The organism is Bradyrhizobium sp. (assembly GCF_049581145.1).
GTDB lineage: Bacteria > Pseudomonadota > Alphaproteobacteria > Rhizobiales > Xanthobacteraceae > Bradyrhizobium.
In genome coordinates this window covers 1-22,884 of record NZ_JBAURI010000086.1, presented here as the reverse complement: position 1 = coordinate 22,884, position 22,884 = coordinate 1, and the positions used below count along the sequence as shown (strand labels likewise).

The 22,884-nt window shown below is 62.7% G+C and carries 24 protein-coding genes and 4 pseudogenes; 14 read left to right on the top strand and 14 right to left on the bottom strand.

All coding sequences use genetic code 11. The features are described 5' to 3' along the window. Window positions 1-625: pseudogene (locus tag WCB02_RS02590) on the bottom strand (hypothetical protein); the annotation flags it as partial. 683 nt (window positions 626-1,308) lie between these two features. On the opposite strand from WCB02_RS02590, the gene WCB02_RS02585 reads away from it, so the two are divergent. The 5 genes and pseudogenes from WCB02_RS02585 to WCB02_RS02565 all read left to right on the top strand — a co-directional run bounded on the left by WCB02_RS02585 (window position 1,309) and on the right by WCB02_RS02565 (window position 4,048). Further along, a complete protein-coding gene (locus WCB02_RS02585; protein WP_423956040.1) occupies window positions 1,309-2,376 on the top strand; it encodes a Dyp-type peroxidase in 1,068 nt (355 codons plus the stop codon). Next, window positions 2,373-3,191, top strand: coding sequence for a family 1 encapsulin nanocompartment shell protein (locus WCB02_RS02580; RefSeq protein WP_423956037.1), 819 nt, complete (start codon window positions 2,373-2,375; stop codon window positions 3,189-3,191). Before WCB02_RS02585 ends, WCB02_RS02580 begins: the two co-directional genes overlap by 4 nt. Window positions 3,192-3,329: 138 nt before the next feature. Next, window positions 3,330-3,617: pseudogene (locus WCB02_RS02575) on the top strand (MBL fold metallo-hydrolase); the annotation flags it as partial. A 53-nt stretch (window positions 3,618-3,670) separates the two neighbouring features. Beyond that, window positions 3,671-3,790 (top strand): annotated as a pseudogene (locus WCB02_RS02570) (hypothetical protein); the annotation flags it as partial. 63 nt (window positions 3,791-3,853) lie between these two features. Beyond that, complete coding sequence (locus WCB02_RS02565; protein ID WP_423956044.1) at window positions 3,854-4,048, top strand: hypothetical protein; 195 nt, start codon at window positions 3,854-3,856, stop codon at window positions 4,046-4,048. 12 nt (window positions 4,049-4,060) lie between these two features. Here WCB02_RS02565 and WCB02_RS02560 read toward each other — a convergent pair whose 3' ends face one another. The 6 genes from WCB02_RS02560 to WCB02_RS02535 form a co-directional block, all read right to left on the bottom strand. Then, the gene (locus tag WCB02_RS02560; RefSeq protein ID WP_423956035.1) at window positions 4,061-4,498 is read right to left on the bottom strand and encodes a hypothetical protein; all 438 of its coding nucleotides are present in this window, start codon (window positions 4,496-4,498) and stop codon (window positions 4,061-4,063) included. Window positions 4,499-4,506: 8 nt separating this feature from the next. Continuing rightward, window positions 4,507-4,677, bottom strand: coding sequence for a hypothetical protein (locus WCB02_RS02555; RefSeq protein ID WP_423956033.1), 171 nt, complete (start codon window positions 4,675-4,677; stop codon window positions 4,507-4,509). Between the two features lie 45 nt (window positions 4,678-4,722). Continuing rightward, window positions 4,723-5,739, bottom strand: a complete 1,017-nt coding sequence (locus WCB02_RS02550) for a zinc-dependent alcohol dehydrogenase family protein (RefSeq protein WP_423956031.1) — start codon at window positions 5,737-5,739, stop codon at window positions 4,723-4,725. Between the two features lie 19 nt (window positions 5,740-5,758). Beyond that, complete coding sequence (locus WCB02_RS02545) at window positions 5,759-5,941, bottom strand: SDR family oxidoreductase (RefSeq protein WP_423956028.1); 183 nt, start codon at window positions 5,939-5,941, stop codon at window positions 5,759-5,761. A gap of 39 nt (window positions 5,942-5,980) precedes the next feature. Further along, window positions 5,981-6,976 carry an aldo/keto reductase gene (locus WCB02_RS02540; protein ID WP_423956025.1) on the bottom strand — a complete coding sequence of 332 codons (996 nt, stop codon included), beginning with the start codon at window positions 6,974-6,976 and terminating at the stop codon, window positions 5,981-5,983. Window positions 6,977-7,114: 138 nt separating this feature from the next. Further along, window positions 7,115-7,510 carry a (R)-mandelonitrile lyase gene (locus tag WCB02_RS02535; RefSeq protein WP_423956023.1) on the bottom strand — a complete coding sequence of 132 codons (396 nt, stop codon included), beginning with the start codon at window positions 7,508-7,510 and terminating at the stop codon, window positions 7,115-7,117. 188 nt (window positions 7,511-7,698) lie between these two features. Between WCB02_RS02535 and WCB02_RS02530 the strand changes: the two genes are divergently transcribed. Next, window positions 7,699-8,592, top strand: a complete 894-nt coding sequence (locus WCB02_RS02530; RefSeq protein ID WP_423956021.1) for a LysR family transcriptional regulator — start codon at window positions 7,699-7,701, stop codon at window positions 8,590-8,592. Window positions 8,593-8,726: 134 nt separating this feature from the next. Here the strand turns inward: WCB02_RS02530 and WCB02_RS02525 are convergent, their stop codons facing one another. Further along, on the bottom strand, window positions 8,727-9,137 hold the full coding sequence (locus tag WCB02_RS02525) for a DoxX family protein (RefSeq protein ID WP_423956018.1): 411 nt from the start codon (window positions 9,135-9,137) through the stop codon (window positions 8,727-8,729). A 438-nt stretch (window positions 9,138-9,575) separates the two neighbouring features. Between WCB02_RS02525 and WCB02_RS02520 the strand changes: the two genes are divergently transcribed. After that, the gene (locus tag WCB02_RS02520; protein ID WP_423956016.1) at window positions 9,576-9,998 is read left to right on the top strand and encodes a DoxX family protein; all 423 of its coding nucleotides are present in this window, start codon (window positions 9,576-9,578) and stop codon (window positions 9,996-9,998) included. Window positions 9,999-10,118: 120 nt separating this feature from the next. Here WCB02_RS02520 and WCB02_RS02515 read toward each other — a convergent pair whose 3' ends face one another. Continuing rightward, window positions 10,119-10,580: a GNAT family N-acetyltransferase gene (locus WCB02_RS02515; RefSeq protein ID WP_423956014.1), complete on the bottom strand. Its 462-nt coding sequence runs from the start codon at window positions 10,578-10,580 to the stop codon at window positions 10,119-10,121. 239 nt (window positions 10,581-10,819) lie between these two features. Here WCB02_RS02515 and WCB02_RS02510 point away from each other — a divergent pair, with 239 nt between their 5' ends. Continuing rightward, window positions 10,820-12,265, top strand: a complete 1,446-nt coding sequence (locus WCB02_RS02510; protein WP_423956012.1) for a DUF5939 domain-containing protein — start codon at window positions 10,820-10,822, stop codon at window positions 12,263-12,265. A 416-nt stretch (window positions 12,266-12,681) separates the two neighbouring features. Here the strand turns inward: WCB02_RS02510 and WCB02_RS02505 are convergent, their stop codons facing one another. The 4 genes and pseudogenes from WCB02_RS02505 to WCB02_RS02490 form a co-directional block, all read right to left on the bottom strand. After that, on the bottom strand, window positions 12,682-13,128 hold the full coding sequence (locus WCB02_RS02505) for an N-acetyltransferase family protein (protein ID WP_423956042.1): 447 nt from the start codon (window positions 13,126-13,128) through the stop codon (window positions 12,682-12,684). Window positions 13,129-13,175: 47 nt separating this feature from the next. Then, window positions 13,176-13,679, bottom strand: coding sequence for a ParB N-terminal domain-containing protein (locus tag WCB02_RS02500; protein WP_423956009.1), 504 nt, complete (start codon window positions 13,677-13,679; stop codon window positions 13,176-13,178). 392 nt (window positions 13,680-14,071) lie between these two features. Further along, window positions 14,072-14,296: pseudogene (locus WCB02_RS02495) on the bottom strand (cation:dicarboxylate symporter family transporter); the annotation flags it as partial. Between the two features lie 334 nt (window positions 14,297-14,630). Then, window positions 14,631-15,644, bottom strand: a complete 1,014-nt coding sequence (locus WCB02_RS02490) for a formamidase (RefSeq protein ID WP_423956007.1) — start codon at window positions 15,642-15,644, stop codon at window positions 14,631-14,633. Window positions 15,645-15,899: 255 nt separating this feature from the next. Here WCB02_RS02490 and WCB02_RS02485 point away from each other — a divergent pair, with 255 nt between their 5' ends. The 6 genes from WCB02_RS02485 (at window position 15,900) to WCB02_RS02460 (ending at window position 22,440) form a co-directional block, all read left to right on the top strand. Then, window positions 15,900-17,210, top strand: a complete 1,311-nt coding sequence (locus WCB02_RS02485; protein WP_423956005.1) for an MFS transporter — start codon at window positions 15,900-15,902, stop codon at window positions 17,208-17,210. Between the two features lie 262 nt (window positions 17,211-17,472). Continuing rightward, complete coding sequence (locus tag WCB02_RS02480) at window positions 17,473-18,519, top strand: ABC transporter substrate-binding protein (protein WP_423956003.1); 1,047 nt, start codon at window positions 17,473-17,475, stop codon at window positions 18,517-18,519. 53 nt (window positions 18,520-18,572) lie between these two features. After that, window positions 18,573-19,346: an ABC transporter ATP-binding protein gene (locus WCB02_RS02475; RefSeq protein WP_423956001.1), complete on the top strand. Its 774-nt coding sequence runs from the start codon at window positions 18,573-18,575 to the stop codon at window positions 19,344-19,346. After that, window positions 19,343-20,203, top strand: coding sequence for an ABC transporter permease (locus tag WCB02_RS02470; RefSeq protein ID WP_423955999.1), 861 nt, complete (start codon window positions 19,343-19,345; stop codon window positions 20,201-20,203). Before WCB02_RS02475 ends, WCB02_RS02470 begins: the two co-directional genes overlap by 4 nt. Before the next feature lie 16 nt (window positions 20,204-20,219). Continuing rightward, window positions 20,220-21,143, top strand: a complete 924-nt coding sequence (locus WCB02_RS02465; protein WP_423955996.1) for an acetamidase/formamidase family protein — start codon at window positions 20,220-20,222, stop codon at window positions 21,141-21,143. 169 nt (window positions 21,144-21,312) lie between these two features. Further along, window positions 21,313-22,440, top strand: coding sequence for a mechanosensitive ion channel family protein (locus tag WCB02_RS02460; RefSeq protein ID WP_423955994.1), 1,128 nt, complete (start codon window positions 21,313-21,315; stop codon window positions 22,438-22,440). A 15-nt stretch (window positions 22,441-22,455) separates the two neighbouring features. Here WCB02_RS02460 and WCB02_RS02455 read toward each other — a convergent pair. Next, window positions 22,456-22,884: DUF1045 domain-containing protein (locus WCB02_RS02455; protein WP_423955992.1), on the bottom strand; the 429-nt coding region annotated here is incomplete at its 5' end.

The following is a 22,884-nucleotide window of genomic DNA, read 5'->3' as shown; positions in this document are numbered from 1 at the left end:
GTGACGGGGCCGCAGGAGAGGCGACGGGGGATGCGGGCGCCGGCGGCGCCGCCTCATTGGACGGCCGCAGGATGTACTTATGGATGAAAGAGCTCACCGACGACTTCACATCGTCCGCGGTGCGGCGCGCGGCGGCGACGCCGGCGCCGGCGAAATTGACCGAGACGTGCTGGCCGAGGGCCATGACGCCGCGGAAGGCGTAGAACAGCACAATCAGGACGAGCGCGATCGCAAGGAAGCGTATCGGATGCAGCAGCGGAAAGAAGACAATGCGCCCGACGACAAAAAGCGCTTCGAGCCACGCGGGCGGACCCGGCTCGCGCGGCATCTCGTGCACTGGCTCGCTCGCCTGCACCGGATCCGCGTAGGCTGGCGCCGGTCTGTCGCTCAGCTCGATGGCCTGGGCAATCTGCCGAAAGCTCTGACCTTCCTTCCGGAGTGCAGTGCCGGTGTCGCGGAATGCCGCGTCGCCGAGGATGCCGGGCTGATCCATGCGCTTGATGCCGGCCACGATGCCGGGCCGCAGCAGCAGGCGGCGCCGTTCGATCAACTCGGCCAACTTCGAGAAGTTGAGGTTGGCCTCGCTCAGGGTCTGCGCGGCGCGGTCCTTGGCGGCCTGGGCCACGGCAGGATCCTCCGCATCCATCTGCTCTATGGCCCGTGTCAGGAGCGCTACGTCATCGATCATCGCCAGAGCGCTCCGGCTGCCATCACATCGACGATGCGGTTCGTTTGCGGTCGTCCGCTGGCGCGACACATGGCTGCGCTCGAACGTCTCCGACGATCGCTCTTTGCGGGAACCAGGCCGGGCCGGTCAGTCGCAGCGGTATCAACGCTCTTCATGGGACACTGCGCGGGCACGCGCACTTCTGGTGACAGGCAACCGTAGCAGCGGCCGGCCTTCGATGCAAAACCGGCCATGAGCCGAATGTCGGACCAAAACATGGCATCCAATTTCGAACCTCTCGCAACGGCCGGCCGGACACCGTGACGTCATTCGGGGCCGACATCCACCGGCGTCAAAGAAGTTTAAGCCAGTTTTGCAGCCATCAGTTTGCAACCAGGAGCTCGCAGACAGGAGATTGCAAGCGCACGCGCTCAACCCGCTGCGATATCGGCCGGTTCCCGCATTTGAATCCGGGCCGGACTGCCGATAAGGTGCGGCGGCACCGCTGGCCTCCGACCGGCGGCGGTGCAGAGGAGCGGTACGCAGTCTCTGGTCCGTTCGAGTTTTGGTTGTCCTTCCGCATGGATCAGGCGCATGACGATGGTTTCCTTTGACGGGGCAGGCCGAACGGAGCAGGTCCAATGATCGCCCCCGGCACCCCAGCCGATCCACCGCCGGTGTCTCAGCAGGTGGTTCAGGATCTGACCCGCGCCGCGATCTTTCTGGTCGTCACCGTCAATCCGGGCACGACCAATGGCGCCGCAATCCGCTCCTTTTGCAACGACCTGCCGGCACTGGTCCGGGCGGTCGGCTTCCGCGCTATCGAGGCAAACCTGTCCTGCGTGATGGGAATCGGGTCCGAGGCCTGGGACCGGCTGTTCGGCCCGCCGCGGCCGGCGGAATTGCATCCCTTCCGTGAAATCCGCGCTGGCGCACGTCATGCCCTGGCGACGCCGGGCGATCTGATGTTTCACATGCGCGCCAAGCGCATGGACCTCTGTTTCGAGATGGCCACGCAAATCATGGCCCGGCTCGGCGAGGCGGTTTCGGCGGTCGACGAGGTCCACGGCTTTCGTTATTTCGACGAACGCGATCTGCTCGGCTTTGTCGACGGCACGGAGAACCCGACGGCACAAGCCGCGATCGATGCCGCCTATATCGGGGCCGAAGATGCCGTCTTCGCCGGCGGCACCTATGTCATCGTGCAAAAATACCTGCACGATCTGGCTGGATGGAATGCGCTGTCCACGGAAGTCCAGGAACGCATCATCGGCCGCGGCAAGCTGTCGGACATCGAGCTCGATGATGCCGTAAAACCGGCCTATGCCCACAACGCGCTCGCCAAGGTCGTGGTGGACGGCAAGGAAGTCAAGATCGTGCGCGACAACATGCCGTTCGGCCGCGTCGCCGAAAAGGAATTCGGCACCTATTTCATCGGTTACGCGCGTTCGCCGCGAACCATCGAGCAGATGCTCGACAACATGTTCATCGGTCAGCCGCCCGGCAATTACGATCGCCTGCTCGATTTCAGTGTTGCCAAGACCGGCAACCTGTTCTTCGTACCGTCCGCGACCTTCCTGGAAAATGTCGCGGCCGACGATCCGGTGGCTGCAGTTTCGGACCAGTCCGCCGCTGTCGCGCCAACACCTGTGCCGCGGCGCGCGGGTTCGCTCGACATCGGTTCGCTCAAAGGAGATCCCGCCTCATGAACAATCTTCACCGCGAGCTTGCCCCGATCTCCGATGCGGCCTGGTCGGAGATCGAACAGGAAACCTCGCGCACCCTCAAGCGCTATCTGGCCGGGCGCCGTGTCGTCGACGTGCAGGGGCCTGGTGGAATTGCGCTGTCCGCCATCGGCACCGGCCATCTGCGCAATGTCGCTGCTCCCGGCGACGGAATTCTGGCGCGCCAGCGCGAGGTCAAGCCGCTGATCGAGCTCCGCGTGCCCTTCGAGCTCGACCGCCAGCAGATCGACGACGTCGAGCGCGGCGCCAACGATTCGGATTGGCAGCCGGCCAAGGACGCCGCGCGGCTGCTGGCCTTTGCCGAGGACCGGGCGATCTTCGAGGGCTACGCCGCCGCCGGCATCGGTGGCATCCGCGAGGGCACCAGCAATCCGATCCTGACACTGCCGGGCGACGTGCGCGCCTATCCCGACGTCATCGCCCAGGCGCTTGGTCAGTTGCGGCTCGAAGGCGTCAATGGTCCCTATTCGGTGCTGCTCGGGGCCGATGCCTACACTGCCCTGAGCGAGACCAGCGATCACGGCTATCCCGTGCTGCAGCACATCAAGGCCCTCATCGACGGCGACATCATCTGGGCGCCGGCGATCAAGGACGCCTTCGTGCTGACCACGCGCGGCGGCGATTTCGCTCTGTATCTCGGAGAGGATGTTTCGATCGGCTATCTCAGCCATGACGACAAGACGGTGCGGCTTTATCTCGAGGAGACCTTCACCTTCCTGCTGCTGACGACCGAGGCCGCGGTTGCGCTGACGGCAAGCGACGCCAACGCGAAACCCTGATCTCGGCTTTCTTTGCAACACGCTGCGGCCGAACACTCAGCAGGAAAGGATCACGGCGTCACAGTCTTGTGCTTTGATAACGGGAACGTTCCACCGGCCCGGTCAGTTTGCGTCGGATGCCTTGCGAGGGTTCCGCTCATGGCTGTCAAGCCGGTGATAGAAGGTGTGCAAATCGTCCCGATGGGGATGTCAAATGCCTTCCTGATCGAGGGCGACGACGGGTTGACGCCGATCGACGCCGGCTACCCGGGCAAGGAAGCGGCCGTTCTTGGGGCGATCCGCGGACGTGGTGGTTCGCCGGATCAGCTCAAGCACCTCATCTTCACTCACGGCCACCCTGATCATATCGGCAGCGCCGCTGCGATAGTGCGGGAAACTGGTGCGACGACTTACATGCACCCGCTCGACATCCCCATGGCCGAGAGCGGAGGTCCTTTTCGGCCCATGCGGGGCGCGCCCGGTCTGCTCCGGCAGATGATGTGCAAGCTGTTTTTCCATCCCGAGGAGCGAGTGGAGCCGGTTGCCATCGACCAGCGCTTGACGCCTGGGGAATACTGCCCATCGCAGGCGGCTTCGAGGTTATTCATACGCCTGGCCATTGCGCGGGACAGGTCGCGCTCTTGTGGCGTCCGGGGCGAATGCTGTTCGCGGGCGATGTGTGCATGAACGTCTTCGGCCTCGGCGATCCCGTCGGCTTTGAGAACTTGAACGACGCTCGTGCGAGCCAGCGCAAACTTGGCAGTCTTTCATTGGATGCTGTCGGGTTCGGCCATGGTGCCCCTATCGCCCGCGATGCGTCGACCAGATTCCGTGAAAAGTGGGGCGCCGACGAAGCCCGCGAGAGATCGGCTGCTTGATCAAATCCGTCATCAGTTCGGCGGCAGCGCGTCGGGAATCTCCTGCGCCTCGCTGGCATCGGCGAAGACCTCCTCGCGGATCACGCGCATCGTCACCTGATGCAGGTAGGCCTGCAGAGCCTGGTCGAGCTCGCAAAACTCGGGCCACAGGACCTCGTCCAGAAACCGCTTCGGCCCTCGGATCATGACCGTGTTGCGCCGTTGTCGATAGTGTCGGTAGGGCTTCAGGCCATAGCGTCGGCACAACGCAAGAAACAAATGGCGCGACCATTGATCGGACATCGAGAACTGCATCTCGATCGACGGATCCTGTCGGCGGTGTTCGTCCAGGCGCGCCCGGACACGTTCCAGAGCGGCCTCCGCAGCGAGCCGTTCGCCCGCGGTCCCGGCGCCGGCGAACAGGGCCTCGATCTTCCGCAACTTTTCGCGCAACTGGGATTCAGTCGACATCGGTGGTCTCAGGCTTTGTCCTGAGTGAGCCCAACATCGGCATTGCGCGGGGTCAACCGACCACCGTCGATATCCACGTCTTTCATTTGCCAGGTGGGCAAAACGCCTGGGATCAAGACACCCGTGGTCAAAACACCTGTGATCAAAACATCGCTATCGGGGAACGGCGGCGCGTTCAACTGACGCGATTGATCCGGAGACGACCTTCACCTGTCGCGATCGATCTACAGACGCAACATGGTCTTGATGGCGCGGCGTTCATCCATCGCCCGATAGCCTTCGGCTGCATCGGCGAGCGGCAGAGTCAGGTCGAACACCTTGCCGGGATTGATCTTGCGTCGCAGCACCAGGTCCATCAAATGCGGCAGGAACCGGCGCACCGGAGCGGGACCGCCAAGCATTCCGGTCTGCGAGAAAAACAGCGATTGTCCGTCAAGCTCGACACCATGCGGTACGCCGACATAACCGATCATGGCGCCCGGACGCGCGCATTGGATGGCCTGCGTCATCGATTGCGAGGTGCCGACGCATTCCAATACGGCGTCCGCGCCGATGCCGCTGGTCAGTTGCTTGATCCGGGCCACGCCCGGGTCGCCGCGCTCCGAGACGATGTCGGTCGCGCCGTATTCGAGCGCCAGATCCTGCCGGGTCTTGTGGCTGCTCATCGCGATGATCCGCTCGGCGCCCATCTGTTTCGCCGCGAGCACGGCCATCAGGCCAACCGCGCCATCGCCCACCACGACCACCGTCGCGCCGGGCCGGACCCGCGCCGCATCGGCCGCATACCAGCCGGTGCCGAGAACGTCCGATGTCGCCAGCAGGCTGGGGATCAGATCGTCCGGGGGCAATTCGGCGGTCGCGACCAGTGTGCCGTCGGCGAGCGGGACCCGCGCCAGCGGCGCCTGCGCCCCGGTCATGAACTCGCGCTGCTCGCAGGACGACTGGAAGCCGAACCTGCAATGCGGACAGGTGTTGTCGGACAGGCAGAATGAGCCGACGACGAACTGGCCCGGCTTGACCGAAGTAACCGCGCTGCCCGTCTCGACGACGATGCCGCAATATTCGTGCCCCATCGCCAGCGGTGACTTGACATCATTGAGGCCGCGGAAAGGCCACAGATCGGACCCGCAGATGCAGGTGGCGGACAACCGGATGATGGCGTCGGTCGGCTGCAGGATCTTCGGTTCGGGCACCTCCTCGCAACGCACGTCGCGCGGACCGTATAGAATGACTCCTCGCATGATTTTCTCCCCTTTTTCTTCAACGCATAATGAAACCGCCGTCCACGGAGATCGACCGGCCGGTCACGTAACTGGCAGCGTCGCTGCAAAGCCACAGCACCGCATTCGCAATCTCCGCGGGGCGGCCGACCCGTCCCATCGGTATGTTGCTTTCCATTGCCTCGAGAGCTTCGCTCTGACCGGCCGCGAATGAGATGTTCATGGATATCTCTCCCATGGATCTTGCCGGTTCAAAGTTGGCCTAGCGTTGCGTGCGGTCGGCCTCGGCCTGCGGGTAGCGATCGCCTTTGACCGTGATCTGCGCGGCAGCAGCATCTATGTGTCTGACATCGTCCCGCGTGAGTGCGATTGCGACGGCGGCGATGTTCTCCTCGAGGCGGCTGAGCTTGGTGGTGCCGGGGATCGGGACGATCCACGGCTTCTGCGCCAGCAGCCAGGCCAACGCGACCTGGGCGGGCGTGGCGTGCTTCTGCGCGCCGATCCGTTCCAAGAGATCGACCACAGGACGGTTCGCCTTGCGGGCCTCGGGCGTAAAGCGCGGCAGGCTGGCACGATTGTCATTGCCGCCGAAGCTGGTGCTTTCGTCGATCTTGCCGGTCAGGAAGCCTCTTCCCAGGGGACTGAACGGGACGAAGCCTATTCCCAGCTCATCGCAGACAGGCAACACCTCCGTTTCGGGTTGGCGCCACCACAGGGAATATTCACTCTGGATCGCCGCGACCGGCTGGACCGCATGGGCGCGGCGGATGGTCGAGGCGCCAGCCTCGCTCAGGCCGAAGTGCTTGACCTTGCCCTGGGCGATCAGGTCCTTCACCGCGCCGGCGACGTCCTCGATCGGGACATGGGGATCGACCCGGTGCTGATAGAACAGGTCGATCGCGTCGACGCGCAGCCGCTTCAATGAGCCGTCGGCGGCCTGCCGGATGCGTTCGGGCCGGCTGTCGAGCCCGTCAGAACCGCGGGAGCCGCCCGGCCCAAGGTCGTGTCCGAACTTGGTGGCGATCACGACCTTGTCTTGGAACGGCTGCAGCGCTTCACCCACGAGTTCCTCGTTGGTATATGGACCGTAGACCTCGGCAGTGTCGAACAACGTGACCCCGCGCTCGACCGCCGCCCGGACCAGGGCGATCATCTCCTTGCGGTCCGGAGCCGGGCCGCGGTGATAGTTCAGGCCCATGCAGCCAAGCCCGATGGACGAGACTGTGAGGCCATGCTTGCCAAGCTTGCGCGTTTGCATTCTGGATCTCCTTGGTTCGCGGTGGCACGCCCAACCTTCAGACTCTCGGCTCTTCGAATGAGCCAGGTGCCGTAGGCATCGAAGGCAACGACCGATCCCTCGGCGACGCCGCCATCGAGCGGGCGCGTTGGCGCGAGATCATTTGCGGTATTGCTCGTCCGAGACCTTTTCCATCCAGTCGACGTTCTTGCCGTTGAGCGATTCCGTAATTGCGATGTGCGTCATCGCCGTCGTTGCGGTCGCGCCATGCCAGTGCTTCTCGCCGGGTGGAAACCAGATGACGTCGCCGGGGCGGATTTCCTCGGTCCGCCCGCCCTCGCATTGCACCCAGCCGAGGCCGGAGGTGACAATGAGAGTCTGGCCCAGCGGATGGGTGTGCCACATCGTCCGGGCACCGGGTTCAAACGTGACTTGAGCACCGCTGAGGCGCACGGGCTCGCCCGTCTGAAACATCGGATCGACGCGGACCGTGCCGGTGAACCATGCTTCGGGACCTTTACCGGAAGGTCGTGAACCGTTGCGATTGATCTCCATGTGCCGTTCCTTCTCACCATCGTCAAGTCGTTAGCCGCCTGTCCAAAGCCCGAACGCGCCGATGCAAGAATCGTCAATCCGACGCGCCCGGGAGCACGCTCCTCCGCCCGGCAGGCCCTGGATTTAGTGCGTGCGGCCATATTGATTAGCCTTTATATCCGGCATGAACTTATAAGCAGGGTCGATAAATGCAGCGGGGCAATCTCGATGACCTCTCCGCCTTTCTGGTCGTGGCCCGGGAGGGCAGCTTTACCAAGGCGGCTGCCAGGCTTGGCGTTTCACAGTCGGCGCTGAGCTACACCATCAAGGAGCTGGAGGCCCGTCTGAAGCTGCGCCTGCTGACGCGGACGACGCGAAGCGTGTCGCCGACGGCGGCGGGCGAGCGTCTGTTGCGCAATGTCGGTCCGCGGATCGATGAGATCGCGTCGGAACTCGCCGCCTTGAGTGAGCTTCGGGAAAAGCCCTCCGGGACCTTCCGCATCACAGCGACTGAATATGCGACTACGGCCGTCCTGCTGCCGAAGCTGGCGAAGCTGTTGCGCGACCACCCGGACATCAAAGTCGAGATCATCAGCGACTACGGCTTCACCGACATCGTAACCGAACGATTCGATGCCGGCGTGCGGGACGGCGAACACATCGCCAAGGACATGATTGCGGTGCGAATCGGACCAGACGCGCGCATGGCGGTCGTCGCGGCCCCCTCCTATTTTCGCAACCGGCCAGAGCCGAAGCGGCCGCAGGAGCTCGTCGAGCACAATTGCGTCAACCTTCGCCCTGCCACCCATGGCGGATTGTACGCTTGGGAGTTTGCCAAGGGATCACGCGAACTCAGGGTGCGGGTGGATGGCCAACTCTCTTTCAACACTACGACGCAAATGCTCCACGCCGCGCTCGCGGGTCTTGGCCTGGCCTATTTGCCCGAGGGCCTCGTGCAGTCGCATATCAACACGGGCCGCCTCAAGCGCGTGCTCGAGGACTGGTGCCCGCCATATCCGGGCTACCACCTGTATTATCCAAGCCGGCGCCAGCCCTCGGCGGCCTTTGCGTTGCTCGTCGAGACGCTGCGCTACCGGGACTGAGCTACGGCCTGGCATCAAATGCGACAGGCGTGGTCTCGATCGGCTTGAGCGGGCGGACCATTATCCTGGGAGCGATGGGGTGCCTTACGCGGTGCGCTCAATCGAGAATTCATCCGCCCGGCCGATAGCGCCTCTTACCATCCCAAGATGGCATCGATCGAATAATGTCCCGCACCTGTGATGCAAAGCAGCAGGAAGCCCGCCGTAATACCGAGGTTCTTATAAAAGGCTTCCATGCTTTCGATTTTATTCGCACCCTTCATCGTCCAATAGTGATGCGCAATGAGCGCGGTCGCCACCGTGTATAGAGCCAAGAGCAGAGCTGAAGGACGGGTGAACGCGCCAACAGCGACCGCGAACGCAACCGGAAGCTCCACGAAGATCGCCACCACGGCCGCCAGTACTGGAAGCGGAGCGCCGTCCTGCACCATGCGACTGACCGTGCCGGAATAGTCCGTGAGCTTCCTCCAGCCGAAAATCAAGAACAGCGCCGCGAGAAGAAGGCGCGCCGCGAGAATGCCCGCATCGTTGATGTCGTGTTCCATGACGCTCGTTCTCTGGTTTCTCGTCGTTGCGACGCTGAAACCCGCCGCAAGAGCCGCCTCCGAGATGCGATGTGGCGGCCTCTCCGGGCCACCGACCGTCAGATGCGCGAGCGCAACGGCGATCCAAACAGCCGATATCGCCCGGCGGGCTGTCGTTTCAAGAGCTGCGATGCCGATATCGCGGGTGGATTCTCGGCCGGTCGAGCCTGATCAGGCAAGAATCACACGTTCGCAGCAACTCCTCTCAAGTGCGGCGCCATTGCACTCTGCTATGGGCGAGGAGCGGGAGCGTGACCCGCGCTGCAACGAGAGCTGAAGATTGGCGAAGGAGACCGTGATGGAGGGGGCCGACGCAGCTGGACACCGGATGTTCGGGTCGTCGAAGCGCAAAGGCATTTGACGGTGCGAGACATTTTGCTTGACGGAATTGGTGGAACATTGGCTGCGATCGCGGCGATGCGCGCCGCGCTCGGGTCGTTCTTCCTCTTGTCCGGGCTTCACAAGCTCACAAACAAGGAAAGACATAAGACATTTGTCGAGACGCTGAGGGTCCTTGGCATCCCGCATGTTGGCATATTGCAATGGTTCGTTCCGGGAGTTGAATTTCTTGGCGGGCTGGGCGTCGCGGTCGGATGTCTCACGCCACTGGCCGCCCTTGGCCTTCTGGTCATCTGTTCGGTAGCGCTCTGGACGAGCTCTCCAACCGTGGTTGCGAGCTACAAACCGATCGACAGGGCAGATCGTGTCGACGATTGGCTGTACCAGCCGGAAATGATCTACGCATTGATGCTGCTTTATTTCATGACGGCCGGCGCTGGCCCGGTTTCCGTCGATCAGCTCCTGAAGCACTGGATTGGCTAGTCGTACTGTGTCACCGGTGTAAAATGCCTGCTGGTTCAATCCGTCCCCACATCGGTCCCTTCACCTTTCCGCAGCCGTAAGATGGCGGGCTTTGACAGAAGCAGGCGGGTGCCCGACGTGCTACTCGGACATCCCTGGAACATCTTTCGACATCACGATGGTCGGCTCGTCACCGAAGAACCCTTTCCGAACGATCCTGAAGCCGCGCTTTGCGTAGAACGGTTTTGCCGTCACCGATGATTGTACACGCAACGTCCCCCGAGATTGGGCGTTCGCAGCGTGTTCGACCGCGTCCATAAGCCTCGTGGCGATGCCGCGGCGTTGATAGTCGGGGTGGACATAGACAGAGCTGACCGTTTGGCCGTCCAGGCTTCCAGTTCCGACGACTCCTCCATCGACGATGGCGACGAAGGCGCACCACGTCTCCAAATTGGACGCGACCTTGTCCGGCAAGGTCAAAACCAACCGGTCGATCACCGACGGCGGATAGTCCTTTGCGTTGGTCTTGCGCAATGCTGCCAGGACGATCTGGTGAACTGCCTTTGCGTCTGCAGCCATGGCACGCCGGATCACGATTTTCATCGTCGTACTTCAAGTTGCGAGCATGTTGCTCAAAGGGCAAGCTTAGCATTTCGTGGGTATGGACACCAATTGCCTTGTGCCGCGTGTCTCGGACCCTGGCGTGAAAATCAGGAAATTCGCGCGGCTTGTGCGGAGCCAGCCAAAATATCGCCCGGATAGGCTCGCCCCGAGCTCATGAATTGTGTATTTAATTTCAGAGAATGCCAGGGATGATCGAGGTTTGATCGCGGTGTGATGCGATGATCGACGAAAAGAAGCTTGAAGAGCGCCTGGTCGCGCTCGAAGCGGCTAAATCCTGGAGTCCGCGCGTCGTCTCGCGGCTGGAGATGCTGCTGCGCTCGGGCCCGGACGAGGCACTCTACCGCATCAATCCGATCCAGTTCGCCACGGAGAAATCGATTGCGGAAGCTGAAGCGATCGATCTTTTCCTCCATGCCTGCGTGGCCGGGCTGTTCGACATGGACTGGCTGCTGGTTTGTCCGATGTGCTCCGATGTCGTCGAGAGCTTCCGAACCTTGCGCAAGCTGCACACACATTTCCACTGCCACCTCTGTCAAAGCGATTACGAGGCCGCGCTCGACGACTACATCGCGGTGACGTTTACGGTCTCGCCGGCGGTGCGCGGCATCCGCTTCCATCAGCCGGATGGGCTTTCGGCCTGGGATTTCGTCTTCCATTACAAGATGACGCCGGGCGGCGTGCTGCCCGACGGGGTGCCATGGAGCGAGGCAGCCAAAGGGCTGGTGAGGGCGCTTACCCGTATCGAGCCAGGTTCCGTGGCCAATCTCGAGATCGATGCCGCCGAAGGTGCGCTTCTGGGCCAGGATTTCGAGAGCGACGCGCAATTTTTCATCCCGGTCGCGAGCGGGGCGGCTGTTCCGCCGTCCCATGTGCCGGTCATCCTCGACGGCGGCACATGCGTGGCCGCCGCGGCCGACGTCGCACCCGGCAAGCTCGTGTTCGACGTTCGCAATGCCGGCAAGCTGCCGGTGGTATTCGGCATCCTGCAGCTTCCGATGGCGACGTTTCAGCGCCCGAAGCTTCGCTTCACGCCGGCCTTGTCCGGCAAGCGACTGCTGATGACCCAAACCTTTCGCGACTTCTTCCGCTCGGAGGTGATCAGCGCGACGGAAGGCATCGCGGTTCTCGACGTGACCCTCGTCTTCACCGATCTCAAGGGCTCGACGGCGCTCTACGAGCGGATCGGCGACCTCAACGCCTACATTCAGGTGCAGCGGCATTTCCAGCATCTGCTCGACGCCACAGTTCGGCACAATGGCGCCGTGACCAAGACCATCGGTGACGCCGTGATGGCAGCGTTTGTGACATCGGCCGATGCGCTGCGGGCGGCGCTTGATATGCGCGAGGCCGTGGACGAGCTCAATCGGGATCGCCCGCAGCGTGATTTCATCCTGAAAATCGGCGTGCATCGGGGAGCCGCGATCGCCGTCACGCTCAACGAGCGGCTCGATTATTTCGGCCAGACGGTGAATATCGCAGCGCGGGTGCAAAACCTCGCCGATGGCGACGAGATTTGTCTCACGGAGGAAGTCTACGGCGCGCCTTCCGTGGCGGAAATCATCGCGCCATACCCGGTGGCCAAGAGCGAGGCGGCACTCAAGGGCGTCAGCAAGGCCATGTCGGTGTATCATCTGGCCCGCATGGCGTCCCTAGTCGAATCCTAGACCGACGTTTGCGCCTGCAATTCACCTAAAGCTGAATGTCTTGAAACGCTTAGTCCGAAAATCGCTTCACGAAAGTGTCCATGTCGCGATTCACAAATCACCAAACCTGTGATTCCATTTAGAGATAGCGTTCATCCGACGATCCAAAGGAGGCAGTGTCCAGTAGCGAAAAAGGCCATTTTCAATAATTCTGAATCGGATCAACACTTTGCGCATTTCGACGGCGCAAACTCCAGCCTAGACGAGCGATTCCGTGAAACCTTTTGTTTCCGAGTACTCTGACCTCATCCTGAGGCGCATCGCTCGAACGGCCGTCGATGGAGGCGCCCACCATATCCGCGAAGTCGCCGTTTTCCCGGCTCAGAGCATCGCGGTGCTCCTGAAGGATCTGGCGTACATGGAGCAGGCCATCGGCCCTATGTCGGACGCTTCGCAACGTAGGCTGTCCGGGCTCCAGGTTCGAAGCCGCAACTCTCGTAGAAGCGATGGACGCGAGGGTCTTTGCGGCCGCTTTGCAGCAGGACATGATAGCAATCTCTCGCCCAAGCCTCGGTGAGAGCGGCCCGAACGACTGCGCGACCATACCCCAGCCCGCGGAACTCGGGATGGGTCACGACGTTTTCGAGAAACCCGTGTCCACGTCCGCTGCGCAGAAGATTTGGCGCGGTAATGAGCATGCAGGTCGCTGCGATCTGTGCGCCTGCGTCCGAAACAAAGACAGCCACGCCCCGGCGCGTGAGTGTATCCAACCAGATGTGTTCGGCACGGTCGGGCGGTTGCGCGGTCGAACTCACTTCCGATAATCGAAAGAGAGCAAGCAACCCCGCCAGATCGGACGCTTGGGCGAGCCTCGCTCTCGGCATCTGGCCTCCGGCAGGTTGAAGAGCGAACAAGATGGCCTGGTCGGCAATCAATAACTGCCGCCATGGCGCTCTTGTTGCTTGATCCATTCCGATAACGTCTTTGGTGCAGATCCTGAGGCCTTGCGACCCGATTGGCTGGAGGGCGCCTTGAGATTGTTCCGGATCGTCGTCTCCGCGTGGTCACCGCTTGAAACAGCGGCCGGTTTCTGCGCGGCGTCCCTTTCGAGCCGGAGTTTTCTCAGTCGCTCCATCTTCTGGCGTTCTGCTTCGGCTTCTGCGCTTTGAGGTGAAAGCGTCTTCGGATGCGCCTCCTCAGCCGAGACCAGCAGTCCGATGATGGCTCGTTCCCCAAGCGACTTGCACGCTTCCAGCCGATGAAGCCCCTCGACCAGAACGAAGCGGTCTTCATCGGTCCGAACAAGAATTGGATCTCGTTGTCCGATTTCCAGGATACTTTCCGCGAGTTCCCGAACCACCTCGGGTTTGACGCCTTTCCGCCGCTTCACGGGGACGTAGATCTTGTCGATTGGGATGCTTTCCGGTTTTGGCACAGCTTCTACTCCGTCGTGTCAGAGCCCCGTCCAAAGCATCAGGCGCCAGTTGCGTTGGCCCTGAGAAGCGGAATCAGCACTCGCCGGGCAAATGGATACACCGGGCACGAAACGATACAGTAATATTGTTCAGCTGCGTGACGCAAGCGTGACGATTCCAGCCGCGAGAAGGATGCGCGCTCGGCGGCGCTCATCCGTTCTTCGCATAGGGCCTTTACCGCTCCTATGCATGGAGTTGGACACTATCCGTTGTTGGCAGACCCGCGAGGACGCAGGCGGACGAGCACCAGCCCGATCGCGGGAATGCTCGGTACCGCGTTCAGCGTCGCCGCCAGGATCACGATGGCGGAGCCGGGGACGCCATCGGCGCGCTTATTAGGACCCGTCCGCGAACCGGCGCCCGCGATGCCATGCACGACCACGCAGAACAGGATCGGGGCGACGATCATCGAAATCAGCTTCAGGAAGGCGTCGCTGAGGATCTTCAGTCTAACGGCAAAGTCGGGCACGATCATGCCCAGCGCGATGCCGAGCCCGAGGCCGGCCGGGACCTGAACGAACAGCGACGCATCGAGCGGCTTGCGGGCCGCGGTGGCCATGGTGGCGATGGTCGACATGGCGTGCTCGCCGTGCTGTCTGCGAGCGTGTCCGATCGGCAATCAACCCGCCAAGCCGCCCATGTGGCCGGGCGAGGAGACGCCAAGCGATCAATGGTGCGGCGAACAGGGCGAATGGATTGCATCGTCGCAAGGGCTCCTCGCAATGACGGGGAATGTTGCAGCGACGGAGAAGTCTCCGCGAGTCGTTTGCATGGGGCAAGCTGAAGGCTCGCGCCACGTCATTGCGAGCGCAGCGAAGCAATCCATCTCACCGCGGAAAGAAGAACGGATTGCTTCAGGGCTTGTGCTGCTCGCCGGGTACGGCGCTTTGCGCCATTGCCCCCGTGCGGATTCACTCTGCGGCTTTTGCCGTCTTGCCGAACATCCGGCTCGGTGGCGGGAAGCCGCAGGAGGTGCCGTCGGTGATCTTGACCTGATCCTCCCATGGCAGGCGGAAGGTGCCGGCGACCATGTCCTGCATGAAAGTGTAGGGACAATCCATGGCGCCGCCTTTGACCGCGACATAGCCGCGATGCCAGAGCTGGTAGATGTTGTTTTCGACGCCCCAGTTGATGCGCGCCTCGCGCACCAGGTCGGGGCGCACCTCGGCGGTGATGATCTCGTCGGGCCGGCCGGTGGTGCCGTGGGCGATGATGCTGCCGTCGAAATTCACGATCATGCCTTCGCCCATGGAATCGAACGAGCCGTCCGAGCCGCACATGCAGACATTGGCTGTCACCATCAGGTTCTGGAACGCGTTGGCCTGATTGGTGAAGCGCCAGCTGTCGCGGATCGGCGCGGTGTAGCCGGCGGTGCGGATCATGATCTCGGCGCCTTTGTAGGCGCATTCGCGGGCCATCTCCGGAAACATGCCGTCATGGCAGATGATCAGCGCGATTTTTGCGCCTTTCGGCCCCTCGATCACGGGAATGCCGATGTCGCCGGGCTCCCAGGGTTCGACCGGAATCCAGGGATGGAATTTGCGGTAGTAGAGCTTGATCGCGCCGTGATCGTCGATGATCAGGCCGGAATTATAGGGATTGCCGTCCGCGTTCAGCTCCATGATCGAGAAGCAGCCCCAGATCTCGTTCTCGATGCAGGCCTGGCTGAAGGCTGCGACCTCGGGACCGTCGAGCCGGCACATGATCTCGGGATTGGTGTCCATCGACAGCCCGTGCAGCGAATATTCCGGGAACACCACGAGATCCATGGTCGACAGATTGCGTCGCGCCTTGCCGACCATCGCGACGATGCGCTCGGTCTGGCGCGCCAGGTCGGCCTTGGTCGCGACCCCAGGCAATTGCAGTTGAACGAGGCCGATGACGACGCCGTTCGGAGATTTGTTGAGGCCGCCAAGACCGTTCATGCGTTGCTCCCTTGATTGCGCGATCGCGAGCAAACCCGATTTTGCCCGCCGGCAAAAGCGCATTTTTCGGGCGGAACCGCGCGCGACGGCCCGCGGGGTTGGCAGACCCTACCGCGAGGCGGGCGCGATCAGTACGATCCGCCTTGCGACCGCTACCGCGATCGCGATGATGAGCGAGGATAAACGCCGGCTTCATGCGCGCGCATGACGCAGCGACGGGGCAGGAATGAGCAGGAAAAGTGGAAGGGACCGTTGGTGCAGGATTCCGTAGACCGGGGCGAGGATATCGACGTCAGGCGGGCAGCGATCGGCGCGACCGTCGGCAACATGCTCGAATTCTATGATTTCATTACCTACAGCTTTTTTGCGATCCAGATCGGCCGCACGTTTTTTCCGGCGCAGAGCGCCTATGGCAGCCTGATGCTGTCGCTGGCGACGTTCGGCGCCGGCTTCATCACCCGGCCGATCGGCGGCATCGTGCTCGGCGTTTTTTCCGATCGGGTTGGGCGACGGCCGGCCATGCTGTTGAGTTTTGCCCTGATGGGAGGGGCGATCGTGGTGCTGTCGCTGACGCCGTCTTATGACGCGATCGGGCTGATTGCGCCTATTGTCGTCATTGTCGCGCGCATGGTGCAGGGTTTTGCCCTGGGCGGCGAGGTTGGTCCGACCACGGCCTATCTGATGGAGATCGCGGCGCCGGAAAGGCGCGCATTGGTCGTCTCCTGGCAACCAACCAGCCAGCAGATCGCGGCGACGGCGGGCGCATTGGTCGGCGTGATCCTGAGCCGGACCATGACCGCCGATGCGCTGCAATCCTATGGCTGGCGGATCGCATTTTTGATCGGTGCGGCCTGCCTGCCCTTCGGTCTGTGGATGCGCAGCACGCTGCCGGAGACGATCCGCCACCCGAGCGACCCAGGCCCGCCGGGCGAGGGCTCGGGGCATCTCGCCACCGCGCGGCGGTACGCGCGTCTGATCGCGCTGGCGCTGATGATTCTCGCGAGCGGCACCATCGCCACCTATGTGACGCAATACATGACGACCTACGCGCAGAACACGCTGCATGTGGCGCCGCCGCTTGCTTTCGCCACCACCCTGGTCAGCAACGGGCTCGGCATCGCCGGCGCGCTGCTTGGCGGCTGGCTCGCGGACCGGTTTGGCCGCAAGCCCGTGATGATGTTGCCGCAACTGGTGACGCTGCTATTGACCTATCCGACCTTCCTGTGGATCGTCCATGCGCCGAGCGCAATGTCGCTGCTTTTCGGTTTTGGCCTTTTGTCGCTGATCGGATCGCTGCCGTTCAGCGCATTCTACGCCGCTTTCGCCGAAGGCCTGCCGCAGGTCATCCGCGGCGGCGTGTTCGCCACCATCTATGCGGTCGCGATCGCGAGTTTTGGCGGCACCGCGCAACTCGTCGTCACCTTTTTGATCCATGTCTCCGGCAATCCGCTGGCTCCGGCATGGTATCTGTTGCTTGCCGCGATTGTCGGGCTGATCGCCATGGTGGCGATGCCCGAGACGGCGCCGAGCAAGGTTGTTCCGCCGATCAACCAGGAGGCCTCGTGATTGCAAAATCTTTGAGCGGGCAAAATGTCAAAAGTGACAGAATACCGATCGTCCTGCCGCCGGATTGATCAGCAGGGCGTCGAAAGTGGCAGGCAAATCCCAACGAGGCGGCAGGTCGAGATCGATGGCATCAGGGTATGCGGCGCCAGACTGGCTCCGCCAACTTTGTGTCAATCGTCGTCGCTATTTTCACCTTGCTGCGGAGTCGACAACATCTAGGCTCCGCCGCACACGTCGAAATTCCCGGGAGGAGCTTTGGGTCATGACTGATCACGTCCGCCATTTATCCCTGACGACCAGCCGTCCATCGGACCGGCGCCGCTTCCTCGTCACATCCGCGGCGATCGCGGGAAGCGCTGCCGCGTTCTCGCTGCTCGGCTCGCGCGTCTCGCAGGCCGCCGCCTTGAAGACGGTGCGCTTCAGCGAGGCCGTGCATAATCTCGGCTACATCAATCTCTATGTCGGCATGCACGCCGGCATCTTCAAGAAAAACGGCCTCGACATGCAGGTGAGCGCCGCCGGCGGCGACACCCAGACCTTTGCGGCCGTGCTCGGCGGCTCGGCGGATTTTGCGATCGGCGACGCCACCATGGCGCAGATCTCACGGGAGAACGGCGGCCCAGGCGTCGTGGTCGGGACGGTGGTGCAGCGGGCGCATTATTTCGGGGTCTCGAAGACGCTGAAGCCGATCACCGATCCGAAGGACTTCAAAGGCCTCAAGATCGTCACCTCGCCCGAGCCGAACACCAACTACAGCGTCGCCAAGCGCCTGCTGGAAAAAGCCGGGCTCAAGGTCGGCGTCGATGCCACCATCGTTCCCGTCAACCCGGGCACCGAGATCGCGGCGATGCTGGCCGGCCAGGCCGATATCGCCATCGCCTACCAGCCGAGCGTGGCCGCGGCCGAAGCGCAGGGTGCCAAGGTGGTGTTCGACTTCTCCAGCTATATCGGGCCATTCTGCAATACCGGCATCATGGTGCTGCCGACCACGATCCAGAAGGATCCGGAGATGGTCCAGGCGCTGGTGACCTCGTTCGAGGAGGCATCGCGGAAAACCTATGCCGATCCGGCGTTTGCCAAGGAGGTCGCGCGCCAGGAATTTCCAGATCTGCCGGGCGACGTCGTCGACAAGGCGATCGATGCCGAGTTGAAATATCTGATTCCGGCGCAGACCGTGGTCACCCAGCGGGACCAGTGGAAGAACCTGATGGACATGCAGGTCTATCTCGGCAACGCCAAGGGCAGCGTGCCGTTCGATCAGATCATCGACAACTCATTTGCGGAAAAGGCGGTCGCCAGCCTGAAATGACGGTTGAAGACGATAGTCGAGGCGCGGAACGCGCGACGTCAGCGGCGGGTCGGATGGCCGAGCCGCCGCTGGTCGTCGAGCATGTCGCCAAGAGCTATGACCTGGGCGGCCAGATCGTGCCCGTGATCGGCGACCTCAGCCTGACCTTGAACGAAGGCCAGATCATCAGCATCGTCGGCCCCTCCGGCTGCGGCAAGACCACGCTGCTGAACACGCTGTGCGGATTGCTGGCGCCGGACTCCGGCCATATCCGCTGGCACGGACGCGAGGTGTCCGGCCAGCCGCAGAACGTCGGCTATATGCTGCAGAAGGATCTGTTGTTGCCGTGGCGCACCGCGCTCGGCAACACCATGCTGGGGCTGGAAATCCGCGGTGTCGCCTGGGCCGAGGCCGAGGACAGGAGCCGCGCCATGCTCGATCAGCTCGGTCTGCACGGCTTCGCCGAACACTATCCTTCGACGCTGTCGGGCGGCATGCGTCAGCGCGTGGCGCTGGCCCGCACCCTGGTGAACGAACCGGACGTGATGCTGCTCGACGAACCCTTCGCCGCACTGGATTTCCAGAGCAAGCTGCTGATCGAGAACGACACGGTCGGCCTGGTGCGGCGAGGCAGGCGCTCGCTGCTCCTGATCACGCATGATATCGAGGAGGCCGTCTCGCTGGCGGACCGGGTCATCGTGCTGTCGAAGCGGCCGACCCGGGTCAAGGCGGTCTATGACATCGAGCTCGGAAGTGAGCGCTCCGACATGATGGCGGTTCGCGACAGCAGGGATTTCAGCCAGTATGTCCGGCGCATCTGGGCCGACCTCGACGTCGTGCTGCAATGACCGCCGACATCGAAACCGGGGCCGTGCATGAGGACGGGGCCGTTCAGCCAGCGCCGCCCCTGGTGCGCAGGCGGTCGAAAAGGCATCGCGCGATGATCGCCGTGCTCGCGACCCAACTCGTCATCCTCGCCCTCCTGCTGGCGCTCTGGGAACGCGCCACGTCCTCCGACCGCGCGCTCGCCTTCATGTTCGGTTCGCCGTCGGCGATCGGCGGCTTCCTGGTCCAGATGCTGCACGACGGCAGCCTGGTGCAGGACACTTACACCACGGGCCTTGAAACGCTGCTCGGCTTTGTCGTCGGCAATTTCATCGGCACCTTGGTCGGTCTTTCGCTGTGGTATTCCAGATTCGTGTCGCGGGTGGTCGAGCCCTTTGTCATCGCGCTTGGCTCGATCCCGATCATCGCGCTGGCGCCGATCATCATCATCTGGTTCGGCACCGGGTTGATCTCCAAGGTTGCGATGTCGACGCTGTCGGTCGTGATCGTGGCGCTGGTCACGTCCTACAAGGGCGCGGTCGGGGTCGATCCCGACCAGATCAACCTGATGCGGACGCTGGGCGCCTCGAAATTCCAGATCTTTCGCAAGCTCGTGGTGCCGGCATCGCTGACCGACATCTTTGCCGGACTGAAACTCACCGTCGGCTTCGCCCTGATCGGCGCCATCGTGGGCGAATTCATGTCGTCATCCGAAGGCCTTGGCCACGCCATTTTCAAGGCCGGATCGCTCTATGTGATCCCGAAAGTATTCGCCGCGCTGGTGGTGACCATCGCGCTGGCGCTATTCTTGACGTTCATGGTCGGCAAGATCGAGCGGCTGTTGATGCCCTGGCGCCGCCAACTGGATTTCGGACGATAACAACGGGGAGGGAAACATGTCGAAGCGCGTCAGCAAGGTCGGCAACATCAAATACGCGTTGTCCGGCGACGACGATTTCGTGGCCAGTGTCGATCCAGGCGAGACGTTCGTCGTCGAATGCGCGATCAATGTCAACGACGGGACCATCCGCCATCTCGGACAGCAATTGACCGAAAAAGATGTCACGCTGCCTTACGTCAACGGCGCGACCGGGCCGATCGAGGTTCGCGGCGCGAAACCGGGCGACATGCTGAGGCTCGATATCCTCAATATGGAGCTCGACAAGCTCGGCTTCACCGCGCTGTGGCCGGGCATCGGCATGTTCCCCGACTGGGTCAGGCGAAAGGAGTTCGGTATCCAGACCCGCGTGGTCGAGGTGGTGGACGGTCATGTGCGCTGGAACAAGCATCTCAAACTGCCGGTCGAACCGATGATCGGCGTCGCGGCGGTGGCACCGCTGCACGGTGCGGTCCTGACCCTCGACAACGGCACGCATGGCGGCAATCTCGACGTCCAGGAGATCACGACCGGCAATTCGGTTTTCTTTCGCGTCAACAAGGAGGGCGCGCATCTGTTTCTCGGCGATTGCCACGCCATCCAGGGCGACGGTGAGTGCAACGGCATGGGCGCGATCGAAATCGCGACGACCCTGACGGTCAGGGTTGCAATCGAGAAGGCGCCGGCGCGGCTGAACCATCCGCGGATCGAGACGCCGACCCATATCTGCACGCTGGGCTGTGCCCGCCCGCTCGAGGACGCGATGCGGATCGCGTTCGAGGAGATGATCTACTGGATGGAGGACGACTGGAAGATCCCGGCCCCGGAGGGCTACATGCTGCTCGGCCAGGTCGCCGAGGCGCGCTGCACGCAGGTGGTCAATCCGAAATACACCTACATCTGCAAGGTGAACAAAAGCCTGCTCGCCGGCTATCACGGCTGATTTCGACGGAGGTTGCTTCGAGGATGAACCGGGCGGTTCCAGCAGGGCAGGTCGCTGGAACCCGAGATGATGCATTGCGTCTGACGAATTGCTGCGCTGCATCCGCGCCTCGCTCGGTTGGGTACCCTGATGCGTTATCGGCCGGTGTTCAACGACGCGGGAACCGATCATGGAAACAGTGCAGAACGTATTGCAGCGGACGTTCGGATTCCTACCGGAATGGTTCATCGGGTTGGCGTTCGTCTGCCTTGCCATCGTCTGCGCGCTGGTCACCCACAGGATCGCTGTCGCGCTGGCCAAGCGCGCGATCGGTCCGAAACGATCGATCGCGATCGTAATCCTGGACACCACCGCGGGGCCGATTCGATTGGCGCTGTGTCTTGCCGCTGTCGCCTTCGCGCTGCCGCTCGCGCCGCTCAGCGACGAATTGCGCGTCGCGCTGACGCATCTGTTCGCGGTGGCCTCGATCGCCCTGGTCGGCTGGATCTCGATCCGCGCCGTCGACCTCGCGGCGGGACGCTATTTGCTGCGATTTCGCGACGAGATCGGCGAGAATTTCCTGGCCCGCAAGCATGTCACGCAGGTTCGCGTCTTCAAGCGGGTGATCGACACGCTGATCATCGTGGTCGCGATCTCGACCGCGCTGATGACTTTCGATTCGGTCCGGCAATATGGCGTCAGCCTGTTCGCCTCCGCCGGTGCCGCGGGTCTTGTCGTCGGTCTTGCCGCCCGGCCGCTGCTCAGCAATCTGATCGCGGGCGTGCAGATCGCGATCACCCAGCCGATCCGCATCGAGGACGCCGTCATCATCGAGAACGAATGGGGATGGGTCGAGGATATAGCGTCGACCTACGTCGTCATCCGATTGTGGGATTGGCGCCGGATGGTGGTTCCTTTGTCGTATTTCATCGAGCGCCCGTTCCAGAACTGGACCCGCGACGCGGCGTCGCTGATCGGCTCGGTCATGCTTCACGTCGATTACGCCGCGGACGTGCCCCGAATTCGCAAGCGGCTCGAGGAGGTGGTGCGCGAATCCAGGCTGTGGGACGGTGCGGTGGTCAATCTCCAGGTCGTCGACACCAATTCGCGGACCATGGAACTGCGTGCGCTGGTCAGCGCGCGCAATGCGCCGCAAGCCTGGGATCTCCGCTGCGAGATCAGGGAAAAGCTGGTGGCGTTCCTGCAAAAAGACATGCGCGAGGCGTTGCCGCGCGAGCGCGCCGACATCTCGCCGCCCTATCCGCGTTACGACGATCTGCTGCGACCGGCAGATGCCGCGCTGGGCGCTCGGAACTAGCAGATGAACGGTCGCTCACGTCTCAGCCGGCGCGGCATGAAGCGGCCATTGATCGATGATGCGGAATCGGGAAGCCGCGCCGGACTGCCGGAACACCGCGATCCGGTCGATCGCGAGTGTCTGGACGCCCAGCGCCGCAAATCGCTGCTGCAGCAGCGCCAGCACGTGCTCGCGCCGCGGCCCTTCCAGCCTGCCGGTCAGCGTCATGTGGAAGCGGAACTCCTCCATGACATAGGGATAGCCCCAGCGGTCGAGATATTCCACTTGCCGAGGCGTCAACGCCTGCGGCTTGCGGCGTGCGCGGTCGTCAGGCGCGAGCGCCGCGCGAAAGCCGTCGAAGGCGCGGACGCACGCGGCGGCGAGCAGATCGAGATCGCGCGATCGTTCCGCCGGCACGACGGCGATGAATCCGCTGATCGACTGCACCACAGGCCGGATCATGGG